The organism is Mesorhizobium sp. WSM4898, assembly GCF_029625845.1.
Classification (GTDB): Bacteria; Pseudomonadota; Alphaproteobacteria; order Rhizobiales; family Rhizobiaceae; genus Mesorhizobium.
In genome coordinates this window covers 83,858-102,083 of record NZ_JARTVQ010000013.1, presented here as the reverse complement: position 1 = coordinate 102,083, position 18,226 = coordinate 83,858, and the positions used below count along the sequence as shown (strand labels likewise).

Sequence of the window (18,226 nt, the reverse complement as noted above, 5' to 3'; positions counted from 1 at the left end):
AAGGCGCGCCCGAAAAAAGCGCGCCTTGAACTTGCGTGGCTCATAAACGAGGAGCCTTGCCCGTGTCAACCGCAAGCGGGCGGCTCTTATGCCGCAAATGGTGCGCTGATCAAATATTCGCCATAGGTAACGCGCGGCATTGCGCGACTCAGAGGCGGCTGGAATGTTGCGGGCCACGCCAGAGCGGGACATAGGTCCCCTCCGGTTATGTCTATTTGTTTAGCCGCATTTCTGCGACGCCAAGCGATTCCTCTAGGTTGCAGATGCTCTCAGCGAAACGGAGTCTTATCATGCGCCGTCTCTTTCTGCCCGCATGCCTTGTCCTCATCGCGACGGTTCCGGCTGCATGGGCCGAGGACTGCGATCGCAGCGACGACAGCCAGTCGATGATGAATATCTGCGCCAATGCCGATTATCAGGCGGCCGATGCCAAGCTCAACGCCGCCTACAAGGATATTGTCGGCCGCAATGACGAGAAGGCCAACAAGTTGCTGCAGACCGCACAGCGCGCCTGGATCGCCTTCCGCGACGCCGAATGCGCCTATTCGACCGCCGACAGCGAGGGCGGTTCCATCCACCCGATGGAGGTTTCGCAATGCCTGACGGAGCTGACGACCGAGCGCACCAAGCAACTCACCTTTGGCCCCAACTGCCAGGAAGGCGATCCGAGCTGCGCCAGCCCGGACGAGGACGAAGACGTGCAGTAGCCGGCGTTAGCGCCGACGCTCAATGCGCGTGAAATGGCCCATCTTGCGGCCGGGCCGCGACTCGGCCTTGCCGTAGAGATGCAGCATCAGGCCGGGCTCGGCGAGCAGCGCCGGAACCTTCAGCATGTCATCGCCGATCAGGTTTTCCATGACACAGTCGGAATGCCGTGCAGGCGAGCCCAGCGGCAGGCCGGCGACGGCGCGGATATGCTGTTCGAACTGCGAAACGATGCAGGCGGCTTCCGTCCAGTGGCCGGAATTGTGGACACGCGGCGCGAGCTCATTGGCTAAAAGCGAACCGTCGGCGAGGACGAAGAACTCGACGCCGATGACGCCGACATAGTCGAGCGCCGCAAGGATTTTTGCTGCCGCTTGCTTCGCCGCCGATGCGGTGTCCGGTGCGATGGCGGCCGGCAATGTCGACGTTCGCAATATGCCTTCGCGATGGATATTCTCGGCCGGATCGTAGGCTGCAACCGAGCCGTCCTGCCCGCGCGCGGCAATCACCGAAATCTCGCGCTCGAAAGCGACCAGCGATTCGAGGATCAGCGGCACATTGCCCATCGCCTCGCAGGTGCCGGCAAAGCCGCCGGTCTCCATGTTGCGGAAGACGCGCTGGCCTTTGCCGTCATAGCCCATGCGGCGCGTCTTCAGCACGCCGCTGCCGCTGAATTTCTTCAGCGCGGCCGTCAGCTGCTCGTCATTGTCCACTGGGCAGAATTCGGCTGTGGGAACGCCGATGCCGTTCAGGAAGCTTTTTTCGGTCACGCGATCCTGCGCGATTTCCAGCGCGCGGGCCGGCGGACAGACGGGAACGCGCGCCGCGAGTGTCTGCGCCGCTTGAACCGGGACGTTCTCGAATTCGTAAGTGACGACAGCGCTGGCGCCGGCCAGTTCGGCAAGGGCCGCCGGATCGTCATAGGCGGCGACGATCTGCCGGTTGGCGACCTGCGCCGCCGGGCAATCGGCCTCCGGCTCCAGCACGACCGTGCGGTAGCCAAGGCGAGCGGCTGCCATAGCCAGCATGCGGCCAAGCTGGCCGCCGCCGATGATGCCGATGGTCGATCCCGGGGCCAGACTCACGGGGTATCTGCCGGTTCGGTGGCGACCTTGGCGGTCTGTGCGGTGCGCCAGGCATCGAGGCGGGCGGCGAGTTTTTCATCGCTCAGCGCCAGGACGGCTGCGGCGAGAAGGGCCGCGTTGGCAGCACCGGCCTTGCCGATGGCCAAAGTGCCGACCGGAATGCCGGCCGGCATCTGCACGATGGAGAGCAGCGAATCCTGGCCGGACAACGCCTTGGATTCCACCGGCACGCCGAAGACGGGCAGCGGCGTCATCGCCGCCGTCATGCCGGGCAGGTGCGCCGCGCCGCCGGCGCCGGCGATAATCACCTTGTAGCCGGCCGCCTTGGCGCCCTTGGCGAATTCATAGAGGCGGTCCGGCGTGCGGTGTGCCGAGACGATCAGTTTTTTGTGCGGGATGCCCAGCGCATCCAGCGTTTCCGCCGCCTGGCGCATCGTCGCCCAGTCGGACTGGCTGCCCATGATGATGGCGACGTCGGCACGCTGATCGGTCAAGGTTTTCGCTCCCGGCGGCAAAGGCGCCTTAGCGGAATTCGCCGGCAGCCGCAAGGATTGTCGCGGCTGTGGGCCGACGGTGGCGAGGTCTAGTCCGGCCAGCGCAGCGCCCCGGATGAATCCTTGCGCGCCGCTTTCATCGCATCCGCGGGACGCTCCTTCGCGGTCAGAACCGCGCGCAGCCGCTCGGCGACGATCTCGGCCTCGCCGGGATGCAGGTTGCACGGGTCGAGGAAGAAGTGTCCGCGCTCGACCTCATGGTTGCGCACGATGACGGGCGGTGAGCCGGCGGCCAAAGCCGAGGCTAGGCCCGCGGCGGTGAAGCGGCTCTCCGGACGGACGAAGACCTGCAGGCGGTCGAGCGGGTTGGCGGTTGGGTCGGGCACGATCTCAGCGCCGATGCCCGGAATGCCTTGCAGCGCATCCTTCCACAGATCGAGCGCCGCCTCTTCGCGCCGGCGAATGCCGGCATGGTCGCGCTTTTCCCAAGCGTCGAGCGCCGCCATGGTGCCGGCGATGCTTTCCTTGCCGACCTTCATGGCCCGCGCGACGCCGCGATTCTGCAGATAGGCGGCGCGCACCAGGTCCTTGCGGCCGGTGACGATGCCGCTGGTCGGGCCACTCAGGAATTTGTGGCCGCTGTAGACGACGATGTCGGCGCCGCGCGCGAGGAAGGTCCGCAGATCGTATTCCGAAGCGGCATCGACGATCACCGGCACATTCTTGGCGTGGCAGATCTCGCAGAACTCCTCTAGCGAAAGCATGCCGTATTGCACCGTGTGGTGGGCGACGACGTAAAGCGCGGCCGCGGTGCGCTCGTTGATCGCCTCGCGCACGTGGTAATCCTGCGTGACGCTGACGGTGCCCGCCGGAATGACCTTGGCGCCGGCCACGCGGATCGACTGATCGATCGGCGCGCCGTAATTGACGATATGGCCGAGCTGGATGACGACCTCCGATTTCAGCCCTTCGGTGTCGTCGGGCAGCCGTTCGATGGCCAGCAGGTTGGTGCCGGTCATCGCGCCGGCGATCGCCATTGTGATGCCTGAGGCGCAGCAGGCGGTGATGAAGCCGGCCTCGCTGCCGGTGAGACGGGCGACGACTGCGCTCGCGGCGCGCTGCAAATCGTCCATCTCCACCCATTGCGAGGCGATCTCGGCCATGGCGCTGATCGCTTCCGGGACGATGATGGAAGCGCCGAGCGTCGTCATCGTGCCCGAGACGTTGATGATCGGACGGAGTCCCAGCCGCTCGCGGATCGTGGTGTTGGAGCCGTTCTCGGAATAGGTTTTCATGGCAGCAGATCCCAGTGTCAGGCGGCGATCTCGACGACCGCTTCGATTTCGACGGTGATGTTTCCAGGCAGCGAGCCGACACCGATCGCCGAGCGCGCGTGGCCGCCGATCTTGTCGAAGACATCGGCGAAGAGATCGGAGCAGCCATTGACCACCTTTGGGTGATCGCTGAAGGTCGGCGTTGCATTGACGAAGCCGAGCAGCTTGACGACGCGCACGATGCGCCCGAGGTCGCCCGCCGCCGCGTGCATGACGGCAAGCAGGTTGAGGCCGGTGAGCCGGGCATGCTCATAGGCCTGTTCGACGGTGACGTCCTCGCCGACCTTGCCGGTGCAAAGCGTGCCATCGGCGCGCAGCGGCCCCTGGCCCGAGAGGAAGATCAGCCGGCCGCTCTCGGCATGAGTAACGAAGTTGGCGATGGGCGTTGGCGGCTCGGGCAGCGTCAGGCCGAGTTCGGCGAGCCGGGTGTAAGGCGTCATGGAAGAATGCTCCTTGGATGGCATTTGCCATCCGATGTCAGAATTGCGAGGCGCGGAAGCGCGCCAAAAAAGTCCGCAGGCGCTCGTTCGTGGTCTCCGCGGCAAGCACCTCCTTCGGCGGCCCGACGGCACTGACGCCGCCGTCGGCCATGAAGACGATGCGGCTTGAGGCGTCGCGGGCGAAAGCCATCTCATGCGTCACCATCACCATGGTCATGCCGTCCTCGGCGAGGCTTTTCACCACGGCCAGAACCTCGCCGACGAGTTCCGGATCGAGGGCCGAGGTGATCTCGTCGAGCAGCAGGATCTTCGGCTCCATGGCGACGGCGCGGGCGATGCCGACACGCTGCTGCTGGCCGCCGGAAAGCTCGGCGGGCAGGCTGTCGGCCTTGTGGGCGAGACCGACACGACCCAACCAGTGCTCGGCGATCGAGCGCGCCTCGGCGCTGCTCTTGCCGCGTACCTTGGTGAGGCCGAGCATGATGTTGCCGGCCGCCGTCAGATGCGGGAACAGGTTGAAGCCCTGGAACACCATGCCGGTCTCGGCGCGCATGGCGGCCAAGTCGCGCTCGCTGCGGCGCTGGCGCGCGCCGCCGTCGCGAAAACCGACCTCCTTGCCGTCGATGCGGATCGAGCCGCTGTCGTAGCTTTCGAGGAAGTTGACGCAGCGCAGCAGCGTGGTCTTGCCGCTGCCGGACGGTCCGATGATGGCGACCACCTCGCCCTTCGCCACCTTGAGGCTGACCGAGCGCAGTACCTCGACCGAGCCAAAGGATTTCGAGACCTCGGCGATATCGAGAAGCGCAGGGCTGTTATCGGAAGTGGTGGCCATTGTGCTATTCCCGGATGAAGGCAAAGCGCTGCTCCAGCCGTCGGCTGGCAAGCGAAAGCGCGTAGTTGACGCCGAAATAGAGAAGGGCGCCGAGGATATAGAGCGGCATCGCCTCATAGGTGCGGCCAATGACCTGGTTGATGGCCTGCATCAGATCGGTGATGCCGAGCAGCGAGACCAGCGCGCTGCCCTTGACCGCGTCGGTGACGCCGTTGATCCAAGGCGGCAGGAAGCGGCGGAAGGCCTGCGGGAAAATCACGTAGGTAAGGCGCTGGCGAAAGGTCAGGCCAATCGCCATCGCCGCTTCCGATTGGCCTTTCGGGATCGAGGCGACGGCACCGCGCAGATATTCGACGACCTGCGCGGTCTTGAACAAGGTCAACGCCAGCACCGCCGCCCAGAAGGACTGGAGATGCACGCCGACGGCCGGCAGGCCGTAATAGACGAAGAAGATCAGCACCAGGATCGGGATGCCGCGGACGGTGTCGCTGAAGATCCGCACCGCCCAGCGCAAGGGTGCGGGCCCGTAGACGAGGCCAACGCCGAGGACAACGCCGGCGATCAGCGACAGCACCACGACCAGCAGCGATACCCAAAGCGTCAGCGCGAAGCCTTCGGCGAGGAACGGCAGGGCGTAAGCGATCTGGCCAAGCATCAGCGCGCCGTCCTATACCAGCGCTCGACCAGCCGGAGCGCGAAGAGCAGGGCGTAACCCGTCACCAGATACATCGCCGTCACCACCAGATAGACCTCGACGATGCGGAAGGTGTTGAAGTTGATCCACTGCGCGCCGTAGGTCAGTTCGGGCACGGAGATGACGGAAGCGACAGACGTGTCCTTGAACAGCGAGATGAACGTGTTCGAAAGCGCCGGCAGGGTGATGCGCATCATCGTCGGCAGCCGCACATGGACAAGCCGCTGCCATGGCGTAAGGCCGATCGCCTTGCCGGCATCGATCTGGCCGCGCGGCACGGCTTCGAGGCCGGATCGGAACACTTCGACGAGATAGGCGCCGCTGTAGACGGCAAGCGTGGCGACGAAGGACGTCTGCGCGCTGTAGGCCAGGTCGATGACGGTCGGCAGACCGTAGAACACCAGATAGACCAGCAGGATCAGCGGCACGTTGCGGATGAATTCGACGTAAGAGGCGATAATGCCGCGCACGACACGCCCGGCCGAGACATACCAGACGGCCAGTACCAGTCCGATGACAATGCCGATGGCGATCGAGATCACGGCAAGCTCGAGGCTGAGCAGCAGTCCGCCCCACAGCTTGTCGAAGTGGCGCCAGATCAGGTTGAAATTGAGCGTATAGCCCATGCGTCCGTCTCAATGGCCTGTGGTGACGATCCAGAATTCGCCACTGCAGGAGCCCGTGTCGAGGAGAACAGGCGGAAGGGCGCTTGCTGCGGCCCTCCGCCGGCTAAAGTCAGACAGGCCTCGTCAGATGACCGGGAAGCCCGGATGGCGCGGCGGCGGTTCCTGGCCGAAATATTCCTTGAAGGCAGCGTCGTAGAGTGCCGTCTCGTGGCCGAACATGGCGATGGTGAAGGTCTGGTTGACGTAGGTCAGCCAGTCGAGGTCGCCCTGCCTGATGGCCGCGCCGTAAAGCATCGAATACCAGCTCTTGCCGGCGTCGAAGTATTTGTCCGGGTTGCGCGAGGCGAGCCAGCGCACGGTGGAGAGGTCGACCGCGGCGGCGTCGACACGCTTGGATTCCAGCGCCTGCAGCACGTTGGCCTGGGTGTCGATCTGCATGACCTGCGCCTGGGGCAGGGCAAAGTGCACCGAGTTTTCGGCATCGACATTCTGCAGGATCGAGATGCGCGTGGCGGAGCCGTTCGCCAGCAGCTTGTCGAAAGTCTTGTTCTCGGACCCCGGCAGCGTCAGCAGCGCGACGCCTTCGACATAGTAGGGGCGCGAGAAGTGGATCAGCTGCGAGCGCTGCCCCGTCATGGTCATGAACTGGATGGTGATATCGACCTTATTGGTGGTCACGTTCGGAATGCGCTGCGCCGGATCCTGCATGACGAATTCGACCTTCGTCGGGTCATCGAAAAGGCCCTTGGCGAGGATGCGCCCCATGGTGATGTCCATGCCGACCAGCTCGCCGGCATCGTTCTCGAAATGCCACGGCGCGTTGGTGCTGCCGGTGCCGACGATCAGCTTGCCGCGATCGAGCGCGGTCCGCAGCACGCTGTCGGACGCGGCTTGCGCGGCGGCCTTCTCGGCGCTGACCGCGGTGAGCGCGCCGGCGGTAGCAAGTCCGGCCATTCCCAATTTCAGAAAATCACGTCTTCCGGATGTGTCGTTCACGGCGACCTCCTTTGGTGGTGTGTTCCCCATCAATACACGCGTCAGCAATCGACATACGATTGTCTCTTACAAGAGACGTATGTATCCTGTACAAGACAGATACTAACACCGGGAATCGACAATGCAAGATGGCGAAGCGCTGACCGAGTGGCAGGCCGCAGGTTCTGAGGAAGAGAGGCCCGCGAACTCTCGCGAAAAGGGTCTCAACCGCGCGCTGCACATTCTGGAGTTCCTGCATGCCACGCAGCGTGCGATCGGCATCGGCGAGCTGGCCAAGGGGCTCAACGCCCCCCGCTCGACGACCTACACGCTGGTTCGGGAACTGGTCGGTGCCGGTCTCCTGGAGATGGCCGGCGACGGCAACCGCGTCTATTTCGGCAAGAAGCTTTACCTCTACGGAATGGCCTATATGCGTGGCAACGACCTGCTCAGACGCGGGCGGCAGGAGGTCGACACGCTGTCGCGCGAGACGGGCGAGACCTCGGAGCTGTGCATGCTGCAGAGCGGCCGCTACACGATCGTCCATTCGAGCCCGGGCACCAGGCCGTTCCGCATCAGCTCGGCGACCGGTCTGCAGATCCCGCTGCCTTGGACCGCGTCGGGCCGGCTGCTGCTCGCCGGCCTGGAACGCAGCCGGATCGAGGCGATGATCTCGCGGGACGACCTCGTGCTGCCGGACGGCCGCAAGATCGAGCTCGACGACTTCATCGACGACATCGCGAAAGCCCGCGTCACCGGCTACTGCGTGACGTCGGGCCTTGTCGACGCCTATACCAAATGCTTGGCGGCGCCGGTCTTTTCAGCGCCCGGGAAGATCGAGGCGACGATGTGCCTGGTGGTTCCGATCGACACGTCGGAAGATCGGACAGGCGAGCTGGTCGCGCTGCTGCGTGACCGCGCCGCGCGGCTTTCGATCTCTTAGCCGTCGAGCGTAAGAAGCTGCCGGTCAGGCGATGATGTCGGGGATGATGCGGTCTTCCAGCGCCATCAGCCGGTCCTTCAGCATCAGCTTCTTCTTCTTCATGCGCTGGATCTGCAGCGGGTCGCAACCCATGGCGATCATCGCATTGATGGCGGCGTCGAAATCGGCGTGTTCCTGTTTGAGCCGGGAATATTCGAGGCGTATCTCAGCCTGTTCCTGTTCGGACATTATCTACCGTCTGCGTATGCGTCGCCCAGGGATGAGCCTTTGGGCGGGGCCGGTGGGGTTTGTGACCGGCGCGCCGCTGATATCACATTTCACATTGTCGTGGAATGCTACCACGCGGCATTCGACATCGAGATTGGTTGGTGGCAAACTGTCATCGTGCCGTCACAGTTGCGACCTGCGGTGGACGTGCCTGAGACGGCTGCAATCGAGGAATCCATGAAAGGGAGAACCAATCATGTCTCTTGCATCCCATCTTGATGAGCTGCAGCGGAAGCACGGCGACATCGAGCGCGAGCTTATCGACGCGATGAATCATCCTTCGGTAGACGACCTCGAGATCGCCACTCTCAAGCGGCGCAAGCTGGCAATCAAGGACGAGATTGAAAAGCTGAAGGCGAAACCGACGGCACACTGAAACTCCTCTAGGCAACATAACCGCACCCGTCGGGTGCAACCCAACCGGTGGCAAGAATGCCGCCGGTACGGTGAGTTTGCGCTGAATTTCCCGAGTCTTCCCGGAATGCAACCGCAGCCCGATGTGGGCTGCTGAACCGCGCGGCCGCCAACCAAGCGCAGCCGATTTGCGGACCGTGGCTGTCACCGGCCATTGACAAGCCATCTTTGCTCCGCCACCTCATGCCCGGAACTTCCAGATGAAGGCGGCCGGCATGACCGGATATTTTTCTTCTCCTTTCCCGCGGCGCGCATCGGTCGGCGTCGATGTCGGCGGCGTGATGGTCGGCGGCGGCGCGCCGGTCGTCGTGCAGTCGATGACCAACACCGATACCGCCGACATCGATCAAACCGTTGCCCAGGTGGCGGCGCTGCATCGCGCCGGCTCGGAGATCGTGCGCATCACTGTCGACCGCGACGAGAGCGCCGCTGCCGTGCCGCGCATCCGTGATCGGCTGGCCCGGCTCGGCGTCAACGTGCCGCTGGTCGGCGACTTCCACTATATCGGTCACAAGCTGCTCGCCGATCACCCGGCCTGCGCCGAGGCGCTGGCGAAATACCGCATCAACCCCGGCAATGTCGGCTTCAAGGAAAAGAAGGACCGCCAGTTCGCCGCGATCGTCGAGATGGCGATCAGATACGACAAGCCGGTGCGCATCGGCGTCAACTGGGGCTCGCTCGACCAGGAGCTCTTGACCCGGCTGATGGATGACAACCAGGGCCGGGGCTCGCCGCTCACCGCCCAGGAAGTCACCCGCGAGGCGATCGTGCAGTCGGCGATCCTGTCGGCGGAGATGGCGGAAGAGATCGGGCTCGGCCGCGACAAGATCATCCTGTCGGCCAAGGTCAGCGGCGTGCAGGATCTGATCGCCGTCTATACCGAGCTTGCGACCCGCTCCAACCATGCGCTGCATCTCGGGCTGACCGAGGCCGGCATGGGCACCAAGGGCATCGTCGCTTCCTCGGCTGCCATGGGTATCCTCCTGCAGCAGGGCATCGGCGACACGATCCGCATCTCGCTGACGCCGGAGCCGAACGGCGACCGCACGCGCGAGGTGCAGGTGTCGCAGGAACTTTTGCAGACGATGGGCTTCCGGCAGTTCGTGCCGATCGTCGCGGCCTGCCCCGGCTGCGGCCGCACGACCTCCACCGTCTTCCAGGAGCTGGCCCAAAGCATCCAGGCCGACATCCGCAAGAACATGCCGGTGTGGCGTGAGAAATATCCGGGTGTTGAGAACCTCAAGGTCGCGGTGATGGGCTGCATCGTCAACGGCCCCGGCGAATCCAAGCATGCCGATATCGGCATATCTTTGCCCGGAACCGGCGAGACGCCGACAGCGCCGGTGTTCATCGACGGCAAGAAGGCGGCGACGCTGCGTGGCCCCTCGATCGCGCAGGATTTCGAAAAGATGGTCGCCGACTATATCGAGCAGCGGTACGGACACGGCAAAGCCGCCGCGGAATGAGCCATGCAGCGCTTGCTCAGGACGGCACTGATCCTGATTTGCGCGCTGATCCCTGCCGGTCAGGCATTCGCCGATCCGCCGCAGTCGCGATCGGCCGCAAAACGGCTGATCAACCGCGTCTGTGATCTGATCGAAACTCAGGCCGAGCAAAATGGCCTGCCCAAGGATTTCTTCGCCCGGCTGATCTGGAAGGAGAGCCGCTTCGATCCCAATGCGGTGAGCCCCGTGGGCGCCGAAGGCATCGCGCAGTTCATGCCGGGCACGGCCAAGCTGCGCGGGCTTGCCGATCCCTTCGACATCGGGCAGGCGATCCCCGCCTCGGCCAAGTATCTTGCCGAGATGAAGGCGGGCTACGGCAATCTCGGCCTCGCGGCTGCCGCCTACAATGCGGGCGAGAACCGCGTATCGCGCTGGCTGTCCTCCGGCGGCTTCCTGCCGATGGAGACCGAAAGCTATGTCTTCGACATCATGGGCGAGCCGGTCGACAAGTTCTCGGACACCGCCTATGCCGGCACTATCCGGCCGCTCGATCCGAAGATGAGCTTCGCGGTCGCCTGCCGCAGGCTGCCGGTGATCATGTCGCGGACCGTCGCCATGGCCTCGATCAACGTCAAGCCGTGGGGCGTTCAGGTGGCCGGCAATTTCCGCCGCTCCGCCGCAATCAGCCAGTGGTTGCGGGTTCGCGGCCGATTCCCTTCCCTGCTTGGCAGCCATGATCCTGTGGTCAGCCGCGTGCGCACGCCGATCGGCCGGCGCGGCATCTATGCGGTCAGGATCGGTGCCGACTCGCGCGCCGAGGCCAACGGCATCTGCAATAAGCTGCAAAGCGTCGGCGGGGCGTGCCTGGTTATGCGAAACCGGTAGCTCAAGCCGTCTTCGCCGCCACCGTCTCGCTGAGCCAGGTGCCGATCTTGGCGCCGAGGCGGTCCGGGGAGACCGGCTTCGGCAGGTAGTCATCCATGCCGGCCTCCATGCATTTTTCGCGGTCGCCCTTCAGCGCATGCGCGGTGACGCCGATGATCGGGGTATGGCTGCCGTTCTGCCCTTCGATGGCGCGGATGGCGCGCGTCGCCTCGTAACCGTTCATCTCCGGCATGGAGACGTCCATCAGCACCAGCCGGGGCCGCAGCGAGCGGTACATCTCGACCGCGGTGCGGCCGTTGCCGGCAATGCGATAGCTGAGGCCGAGGCCGTTGAGGATCTGTCCGAAGACCAATTGGTTCACGTCATTGTCCTCGGCGATCAGGATATCGATCGGACCGCCCGGCGCCGCCGCCGGTTCGGGCGCGAGGACCGGAACGGCTGGACCGCGGATGACGGTGAAGGGCGGCGGAGCTGACTGGACGACGACCGGCTCGCGCACGAAATGCGCCTTGCCGCCTTGCGTGCGCGCCTTCTGGATGGCGGAGATCACGGTGCCGAGCAGCACCGCCGAACGCGCCGGCTTGGTAAGATGCGCGACGATGCCGAAATCGATCACCAATCGGCCGAAATCGACCTGGTCGACCGAGGTGAGCAGCACGACCGGAATGGAAGACAGGCGGCTGTCGGCGGCAATCGCCTTGGCGACGTCGGCGCCGTTCATGCCGGGCATCTGATAGTCAAGGATGATGCAGTCGACCGAAGCGCCGAGCTGGCAGGCGCGGTCGAGGAAGGCGAGGCCGACGGCGCCGCTTTCGGCCGCGGCGCAGTCGAAGCTCCAGCTGCGCAGCTGCTCGAGCAGGATCTCGCGATTGACCGGGTTGTCGTCGATGACCAGGACGCGGGCGCCGGTGACGTCGACCGGCACGATCTCGTCGCGCGCTTGCTGTTTGTGTGCCGGCAGCGGTACGGCGAACCAGAAGACCGAGCCGCGGCCGATCTCGCTTTCAACGCCGATCTTGCCGCCCATCAGGTCGACGAGGCGGGCGGAGATGGCAAGGCCGAGCCCGGTGCCTTCGTGACGACGGGTGGACGAGCCGTCGACCTGGGCGAATTTCTCGAACACGCTCTGCAGCTTTTCGGCGGGGATTCCGATGCCGGTGTCCTCGACGCGGACCTTGAGCTGGACGGTCCCATCAACCACATCGCCGCCGACATCGATCAGCACATGCCCCTTCTCGGTGAACTTCACCGCATTGCCGAGCAGGTTGGTAACGATCTGGCGGAAACGGCCGGCGTCGCCGACGACGAAGCCAGGCAGGCGCGGGTCGACGCGCACGATGAGCTCGAGGTTCTTTTCGGCAACGCGGGCCGAGACCAGGGTGGCCACGTCCTCGACCGCTTCGGCCAGGCGGAACGGGGCGGGGTCGAGCGTCAGCTGGCCGGCATTGATCTTCGAGAAATCGAGAATGTCGTTGATGATGGTGAGCAGCGCGTTGCCGGATTTGACGATGACGTCGGTGAAGGTCTTCTGGCGCGGCGTCAGCTCGGTCTTGGCGAGAAGCTCGGCCATGCCGAGCACGCCGTTCATCGGCGTGCGGATCTCATGGCTCATATTGGCGAGGAATTCCGACTTGGCCCGGTCGGCCGCCTCGGCCTTGAACAACGATGCTGCGGTTTCGGCGAAGGCGCGGCGGATCGCGTTCTCCATCGGCCGGAAGATCAGACCCGCGGCGATGGCGATGACGGCGATCAGCAGGCCGCTCGCCCATAAGAGCAGCCGGTCGCTGGCGGCATCGGCGAGGCGCCGCTCGTCATCGAGTGCGGTGCGCACGCGCACCAGCATCGGCTGGGCGAAAAGATCGTTCTGGTTGCGGATCTCGCGGTAACTCCATTCGTCGACTGTCTGGGCCACCGACATCAGGTTGAAATTGCGCACCATGTCGCGCGCCGACCAGAACAGATCGTCGTTCACCGAAGCAGATTCGAGCGCATTGAGCGTATTCTTCGACAGCCGCGGCCTGATCGCCGCGAGCTGCGCGTTCAGGATTTCGATCTCGCCCATCAGCCGTTCGGAATGGCCGCGCGCGGCTGCGGTCAGCCCATCGCGGGTCTCAGCCCGCCACACGGTTCCGGTCGTCTCGGCGAAATTGGTGGCGTTGCGCAGGTCGCGCGAGAAGATGACGAAATTGGCGCTCAAGGCATCGACTTCGTGGCGGTATGAGTTCACGCGGTTGAGCGCGAACATGACGGCCGCCGAGGCCAGGGCAAAGACGAGCAATCCCGAAATATAGCGGACCCGGATCGACCGGATGAAGGAGGAATACTCCGGCATGCGTAACCCCAACCCAAACGCACAATTTTAACGGTCGGGATTACGCTTGATTTACATTAAGATTTCGTTGGTGCGGCTGCCTGTCTTGCCTGCGCATTTAGGGCTCAGGGCCAGATTTAAGCACGTCAATCCGTCGACAGGGAAAACTCGTTGGCGATGGTGACGTGGTGGTGAATGCGGCCCTCGAAATATCGGGACAGCACCGCTTCGGTCGCGGCGCGCGATTCGGCGCGGGCTGGGCTAGCGAGGGCCGCGTCGACCGCCGCCATGTCGCGGTAATTGATCGCCAGGATCATCGGGAGTTCCGGCGCGCCGTCGTCGCGCTTTTCGGCGAAGGAGACGCGGACGTCGAGCGCGCCCGGGAACGCCTTCCATTTGGGCAGCACGGTCTCGATCACGTCCCTGCGGAACGCCTCCGTCTGACCGTCCTTCACCTTGCCCTCGAACAATGCGTAGCGCGTGATCATTTGTTGTCCTCCTCGTCCTTGCGTCGGAAAAATTCCATCAGTGCAGCCTGGTCCTCGCCACCCAGTCCGGCGGCCGTCAGCAGGCGATGTACCTCGGCGCACAGCGCCGTCAGCGGCATTGCCGTATGCGTGCGCCGCGCCAGGTCCTGCGCAGCGTTGAGGTCCTTCACCATATTGTCGATGCGGCCGGTGCGGCGGTAGTCGCGGGTGGCGAAGCGCGGCAGGTATTCCTGCAGGATGGCGCTGTCAGCGCGGCCGCCCTTCAGCGCCTGCGGAATCTTGAGAGCGTCCACGCCGGCATCGAGCGCCAGCCGGGTCGCTTCCGCCACAGCCATGAAGTTCAGGGCGCAGAGCACCTGGTTGATCAGCTTCGTCGTCTGCCCCGCACCGGCCGGGCCCATATGCGTATAGTTGCTGGCGACGTCGCGCAGCAGCTTATGGGCGTCGGCGACATCCTGTGCCGCGCCGCCCGCCATCAGCGTCAATTCGCCGACCAATGCCTTCGGCGCGCCGCCCGAGAGCGGGGAGTCGACCCAGCGCAGACTCCTTTCGCCGGCGTCCGCCGCCAGCTGGCGCGTCGCGTCGGGGTCGATAGACGACATGTCGATGATCAGCGTGCCGGGCTTCGCGCCGGCGGCGACGCCGCCATCTCCGAACACGGCGCGGCGCACGATTGCCGCGGAATTGAGGCTGAGGATGACGAAGTCGGCCGCTGCGGCGGCCGCGGCCGCGCTGGCCGCGGCGCTGGCGCCCTTCGCAACCAGCGTTTCCACCTTGGTCGTGTCGAGATCAAACACGAAGAGCCGGTTGCCGGTAGCGAGCAGGCGATCGCCGATCGCTCCGCCCATGGCACCGGCACCGATTAGCGCGACTGTGTTGGTCATGACGGTCGCTCCTCAAATCTGGACGTTATGTCCGCGACAATCTTTTCGAGCGGTGCGTCGATCGCCACCGCGATGGCATTCTCGTCCTTGCCTGGCACTTCCAACGTCGCGAACTGGCTGTCGAGCAGGCTGGTCGGCATGAAATGGCCGGTGCGCTCGCTCATGCGCCGGGAAATCAGTTCACGCGAACCATCGAGATAGATGAACAGCACCGGCGCGCGGGCCTGCTCGGTGATGAAATCGCGATAGGCGCGCTTCAGCGCCGAACAACCGACGATGACCGGTGCGGGCTGCAGCCTCAGCGTTCCGCCGACTTTCGCCAGCCATGGCCACCTGTCGGCGTCGTCAAGCGGAATGCCTGCGCTCATCTTGGCGGTGTTGGCTTCAGGGTGCAGCTTGTCGCCATCCACATACGTCGCGTGGATCGCACGGGCCAGCGCCTCGCCAACCGTCGTCTTGCCCGAACCGGTGACGCCCATGACGACCATGCGCGGCGGCAGGTCAGATCGAAGCTGTGATGCCGCCATCGACATAGAGGACATGTCCGTTGACAAAGGAAGAGGCGTCCGAAGCCAGGAAGACGCAGGCGCCGACCAGTTCTTCGACCTTGCCCCAGCGGCCAGCCGGCGTGCGCTTTTCAAGCCAGGTGCTGAAGGCCGGGTCGGCGACAAGGGCCGCATTGAGCGGCGTGTCGAAATAACCGGGCGCGATGGCGTTGCATTGCAGGCCGTGCCTGGCCCAGTCGGTCGCCATGCCCTTGGTGAGATTGCCGACCGCGCCCTTGGTCGCCGTGTAGGGCGCGATACCCGGCCGGGCGAGCGCGGTCTGCACGCTGGCGATATTGATGATCTTGCCGCGGCCACGCCGGATCATGTGGCGCGCCACGGCCTGGCCGACATGGAAGACGCTGGCGACGTTGGTCTGCAGCAGGCGCTCGAAGGCGTCGGCGGGAAAGTCCTCGAGCGGCGTACGGAACTGCATGCCGGCATTGTTGACCAGAATGTCTATCGCTCCGTGAGCCTGCTCGAACGCATCGATGGCGGCGCGTACCGCATCATGGTCGGTTGCATCGAAGGCCAGCGTCACAGCGCCGGGGATTTGCGCGGCCGCAACGGCGAGTTTTGCCTCGTCGCGGCCGTTGAGGACCACTTTGGCCCCGGCACCGGCGAGCCCTTTTGCCAAGGCAAAGCCGATGCCTTGCGAGGAGCCGGTGACGAGCGCGGTGCGCCCGGTGAGATCGAACAAGGTGGACGACATTTTCTCGATTGCCTCTCGTCGCTGTCCGTTTTATGTTATCGATAACATCAGCTGTCAAGTCAAGTGGAGCGAAAACCGATGCAGCGGCCCCATATCCTTCAGGTTGGACCTTATCCCGCGTGGGACGAGGTGCCGCTCAACGAAGCCTTCGTGGTGCATCGTTATTTCGCGGCCGAGGACAAGCCGTCCTTCCTCGCCGACGTCGGGCCGCAGGTCCGCGCCATCGCCACCCGCGGCGAACTCGGCGCGAACCGCGCCATGATCGAGGCGTGCCCGGCACTCGAGGTCGTCTCCGTCTACGGCGTCGGCTTCGACGCGGTCGATCTGTCGGCGTGCCGAGAGCGCGGCGTGCGGGTCACCAATACGCCTGATGTGTTGACCAACGACGTCGCCGATCTCGGCATCGCCATGATGCTGTGCCTGTCGCGCGGCATGATCGGCGCCGAGCGCTGGGTGCGCGACGGCAGCTGGGCCTCTAAGGGCCTTTACCCGCTGAAGCGCCGAGTCTGGGGCCGGCGGGCCGGCGTGCTCGGCCTCGGCCGCATCGGCTATGAGGTGGCCAAGCGTCTGGCCGGCTTCGGCATGGACATCGCCTACAGCGACGTCGCGCCCAAGGATTTCGCCGCGGACTGGGAGTTCGTCGCCGATCCCGTCGCCCTGGCCGGCCGTTCGGATTTCCTGTTCGTGACGCTCGCGGCGTCGGCCGCGACGCGCCACATCGTCAATGGCGAGGTGATCGCGGCGCTTGGCGAGGACGGCATGCTGATCAACATTTCGCGCGCCTCCAATATCGACGAGGATGCGCTGCTCGATGCGCTCGAGAAGAAGGCGCTCGGGTCTGCCGCGCTCGACGTTTTCGAGGGCGAGCCGAAGCTCAATCCGCGGTTCCTGGCGCTCGACAACGTCCTTTTGCAGCCGCACCATGCGTCGGGCACCATCGAGACACGCAAGGCGATGGGCAAGCTGGTACGCGACAACCTCGCCGCCCATTTTGCTGGCCAGCCATTGCTGACGCCGGTGCTGTGAAATTGTTTTACGCAAGTTTTCACGCAAAGCCTGCCTGCACAGTCCGAGGAGTTCGCCTGCCATGAAGTCGATCGTCATCCACGCCGCCAAAGACCTGCGCATCGAGGACCGTCCGGTCGAGGAGCCGGGGCCGGGCCAGGTGCTGTTGCGTCTCGCCGCCGGCGGCATCTGCGGCAGCGACCTGCACTACTACAATCACGGCGGCTTCGGAACGGTGCGCCTGAAGGAGCCGATCATCCTCGGCCACGAAGTCTCCGGCGTGATCGAGAGCCTCGGGCCGGGAGTGAGTGGACTGCAGACGGGACAGCTTGTCGCCGTGTCTCCGTCGCGGCCCTGCTACAGCTGCCGCTATTGCCGCGAGGGCATGCACAACCAGTGCCTCAACATGCGCTTCTACGGCAGCGCCATGCCGTTCCCGCATATCCAGGGCGCGTTTCGTGAAATGCTGGTGGCGGACGCGATTCAGTGCGTCCCGGCCGATGGGCTGACCGCCGGCGAGGCGGCGATGGCCGAACCGCTGGCCGTCTGTCTGCACGCGACGCGCCGTGCCGGAGAGATGTTGGGCAAGCGCGTGCTGGTCACCGGCTGCGGGCCGATCGGCCTGCTGTCGATCATCAGCGCGCGCCGCGCGGGTGCGGCCGAGATCGTCGCCGTCGACATCGCCGATTTCACGCTGTCGATGGCCATGCGCGCCGGCGCCGACAAGACCATCAACACCCGAAGCGAGCCGGAAGGTTTGGCGCCCTACCTTGCCGACAAGGGGACCTTCGACATCCTCTACGAATGTTCGGGCGCGGCGTCGGCGCTGGCGCAAGGCATCGCTACGCTGCGTCCGCGCGGCACCATCGTCCAGCTCGGCCTCGGCGGCGCCGAGATGGCACTGCCGATGTCGACGGTGACCGCCAAGGAACTGTCGATCAACGGCTCGTTCCGCTTCCATCCCGAATTCGCCGTCGGCGTCGAGCTGATGCGCAAGGGGCTGATCGACGTGAAGCCGCTGATCACCCACTCGGTGCCGGTCGACGAGGCGCTTTCCGGCTTCGAGCTCGCCAACGACCGCAGTCAGGCGATGAAGGTCCAGATCGCGTTTGCGTGAGCCGCAACGGCGCGTTGCATTCCGC

Annotated in this window: 21 protein-coding genes; 7 read left to right on the top strand and 14 right to left on the bottom strand. The window is 64.8% G+C overall.

Annotated features, from left to right (window positions below; all coding sequences use genetic code 11):
* Nucleotides 1-290: 290 nt before the first annotated feature.
* The gene (locus P9228_RS29365; RefSeq protein WP_067319373.1) at nt 291-707 is read left to right on the top strand and encodes a lysozyme inhibitor LprI family protein; all 417 of its coding nucleotides are present in this window, start codon (nt 291-293) and stop codon (nt 705-707) included.
* Nucleotides 708-713: 6 nt separating this feature from the next.
* On the opposite strand, the gene P9228_RS29360 is transcribed toward P9228_RS29365, so the two are convergent.
* From P9228_RS29360 to P9228_RS29325, 8 genes are all read right to left on the bottom strand, one after another.
* Nucleotides 714-1,790, bottom strand: a complete 1,077-nt coding sequence (locus tag P9228_RS29360) for a 5-(carboxyamino)imidazole ribonucleotide synthase (RefSeq protein WP_278056916.1) — start codon at nt 1,788-1,790, stop codon at nt 714-716.
* On the bottom strand, nt 1,787-2,284 hold the full coding sequence (gene purE, locus P9228_RS29355; RefSeq protein ID WP_095778130.1) for a 5-(carboxyamino)imidazole ribonucleotide mutase: 498 nt from the start codon (nt 2,282-2,284) through the stop codon (nt 1,787-1,789). The genes P9228_RS29360 and purE overlap by 4 nt, the downstream gene beginning before the upstream one ends.
* Nucleotides 2,285-2,373: 89 nt before the next feature.
* Nucleotides 2,374-3,579 (bottom strand): aminotransferase class V-fold PLP-dependent enzyme, encoded by a 1,206-nt coding sequence (locus P9228_RS29350; RefSeq protein ID WP_127247190.1) that lies wholly within the window; start codon nt 3,577-3,579, stop codon nt 2,374-2,376.
* A 17-nt stretch (nt 3,580-3,596) separates the two neighbouring features.
* Nucleotides 3,597-4,058: a RidA family protein gene (locus tag P9228_RS29345; protein ID WP_067001934.1), complete on the bottom strand. Its 462-nt coding sequence runs from the start codon at nt 4,056-4,058 to the stop codon at nt 3,597-3,599.
* Between the two features lie 37 nt (nt 4,059-4,095).
* Nucleotides 4,096-4,890: an amino acid ABC transporter ATP-binding protein gene (locus P9228_RS29340; protein WP_067319368.1), complete on the bottom strand. Its 795-nt coding sequence runs from the start codon at nt 4,888-4,890 to the stop codon at nt 4,096-4,098.
* Between the two features lie 4 nt (nt 4,891-4,894).
* The gene (locus P9228_RS29335; protein WP_067001941.1) at nt 4,895-5,545 is read right to left on the bottom strand and encodes an amino acid ABC transporter permease; all 651 of its coding nucleotides are present in this window, start codon (nt 5,543-5,545) and stop codon (nt 4,895-4,897) included.
* Entirely contained in the window at nt 5,545-6,210 is a 666-nt protein-coding gene (locus P9228_RS29330) for an amino acid ABC transporter permease (RefSeq protein ID WP_067319366.1), read from the bottom strand. Before P9228_RS29330 ends, P9228_RS29335 begins: the two co-directional genes overlap by 1 nt.
* 123 nt (nt 6,211-6,333) lie before the next feature.
* Nucleotides 6,334-7,164: a transporter substrate-binding domain-containing protein gene (locus tag P9228_RS29325; RefSeq protein WP_189413851.1), complete on the bottom strand. Its 831-nt coding sequence runs from the start codon at nt 7,162-7,164 to the stop codon at nt 6,334-6,336.
* Nucleotides 7,165-7,327: 163 nt separating this feature from the next.
* Here P9228_RS29325 and P9228_RS29320 point away from each other — a divergent pair, with 163 nt between their 5' ends.
* Nucleotides 7,328-8,128, top strand: coding sequence for an IclR family transcriptional regulator (locus P9228_RS29320; protein ID WP_278056911.1), 801 nt, complete (start codon nt 7,328-7,330; stop codon nt 8,126-8,128).
* Between the two features lie 24 nt (nt 8,129-8,152).
* Here P9228_RS29320 and P9228_RS29315 read toward each other — a convergent pair whose 3' ends face one another.
* Entirely contained in the window at nt 8,153-8,356 is a 204-nt protein-coding gene (locus tag P9228_RS29315) for a DUF465 domain-containing protein (protein WP_067001951.1), read from the bottom strand.
* Nucleotides 8,357-8,591: 235 nt separating this feature from the next.
* Here P9228_RS29315 and P9228_RS29310 point away from each other — a divergent pair, with 235 nt between their 5' ends.
* The 3 genes from P9228_RS29310 to P9228_RS29300 all read left to right on the top strand — a co-directional run bounded on the left by P9228_RS29310 (nt 8,592) and on the right by P9228_RS29300 (nt 11,139).
* Nucleotides 8,592-8,771, top strand: a complete 180-nt coding sequence (locus P9228_RS29310) for a YdcH family protein (protein ID WP_040998838.1) — start codon at nt 8,592-8,594, stop codon at nt 8,769-8,771.
* Nucleotides 8,772-9,024: 253 nt separating this feature from the next.
* Nucleotides 9,025-10,275: a flavodoxin-dependent (E)-4-hydroxy-3-methylbut-2-enyl-diphosphate synthase gene (ispG, locus tag P9228_RS29305; RefSeq protein WP_067319688.1), complete on the top strand. Its 1,251-nt coding sequence runs from the start codon at nt 9,025-9,027 to the stop codon at nt 10,273-10,275.
* A gap of 3 nt (nt 10,276-10,278) precedes the next feature.
* Entirely contained in the window at nt 10,279-11,139 is an 861-nt protein-coding gene (locus P9228_RS29300) for a lytic transglycosylase domain-containing protein (protein ID WP_095799807.1), read from the top strand.
* Nucleotide 11,140: 1 nt separating this feature from the next.
* Here P9228_RS29300 and P9228_RS29295 read toward each other — a convergent pair whose 3' ends face one another.
* The 5 genes from P9228_RS29295 to P9228_RS29275 all read right to left on the bottom strand — a co-directional run bounded on the left by P9228_RS29295 (nt 11,141) and on the right by P9228_RS29275 (nt 16,079).
* Nucleotides 11,141-13,471, bottom strand: a complete 2,331-nt coding sequence (locus tag P9228_RS29295; RefSeq protein WP_095799808.1) for a response regulator — start codon at nt 13,469-13,471, stop codon at nt 11,141-11,143.
* A gap of 125 nt (nt 13,472-13,596) precedes the next feature.
* Nucleotides 13,597-13,938, bottom strand: coding sequence for a hypothetical protein (locus P9228_RS29290; RefSeq protein WP_095799809.1), 342 nt, complete (start codon nt 13,936-13,938; stop codon nt 13,597-13,599).
* Entirely contained in the window at nt 13,935-14,822 is an 888-nt protein-coding gene (locus tag P9228_RS29285) for an NAD(P)-dependent oxidoreductase (protein WP_095799810.1), read from the bottom strand. The genes P9228_RS29290 and P9228_RS29285 overlap by 4 nt, the downstream gene beginning before the upstream one ends.
* The gene (locus P9228_RS29280; RefSeq protein ID WP_278056905.1) at nt 14,819-15,355 is read right to left on the bottom strand and encodes a gluconokinase; all 537 of its coding nucleotides are present in this window, start codon (nt 15,353-15,355) and stop codon (nt 14,819-14,821) included. Before P9228_RS29280 ends, P9228_RS29285 begins: the two co-directional genes overlap by 4 nt.
* The gene (locus tag P9228_RS29275; protein ID WP_278056904.1) at nt 15,324-16,079 is read right to left on the bottom strand and encodes an SDR family oxidoreductase; all 756 of its coding nucleotides are present in this window, start codon (nt 16,077-16,079) and stop codon (nt 15,324-15,326) included. Before P9228_RS29275 ends, P9228_RS29280 begins: the two co-directional genes overlap by 32 nt.
* A 78-nt stretch (nt 16,080-16,157) precedes the next feature.
* Between P9228_RS29275 and P9228_RS29270 the strand changes: the two genes are divergently transcribed.
* On the top strand, nt 16,158-17,105 hold the full coding sequence (locus P9228_RS29270) for a 2-hydroxyacid dehydrogenase (protein WP_278056902.1): 948 nt from the start codon (nt 16,158-16,160) through the stop codon (nt 17,103-17,105).
* 61 nt (nt 17,106-17,166) lie between these two features.
* The gene (locus P9228_RS29265) at nt 17,167-18,201 is read left to right on the top strand and encodes an L-idonate 5-dehydrogenase (RefSeq protein WP_278056901.1); all 1,035 of its coding nucleotides are present in this window, start codon (nt 17,167-17,169) and stop codon (nt 18,199-18,201) included.
* Nucleotides 18,202-18,226: the final 25 nt, after the last annotated feature.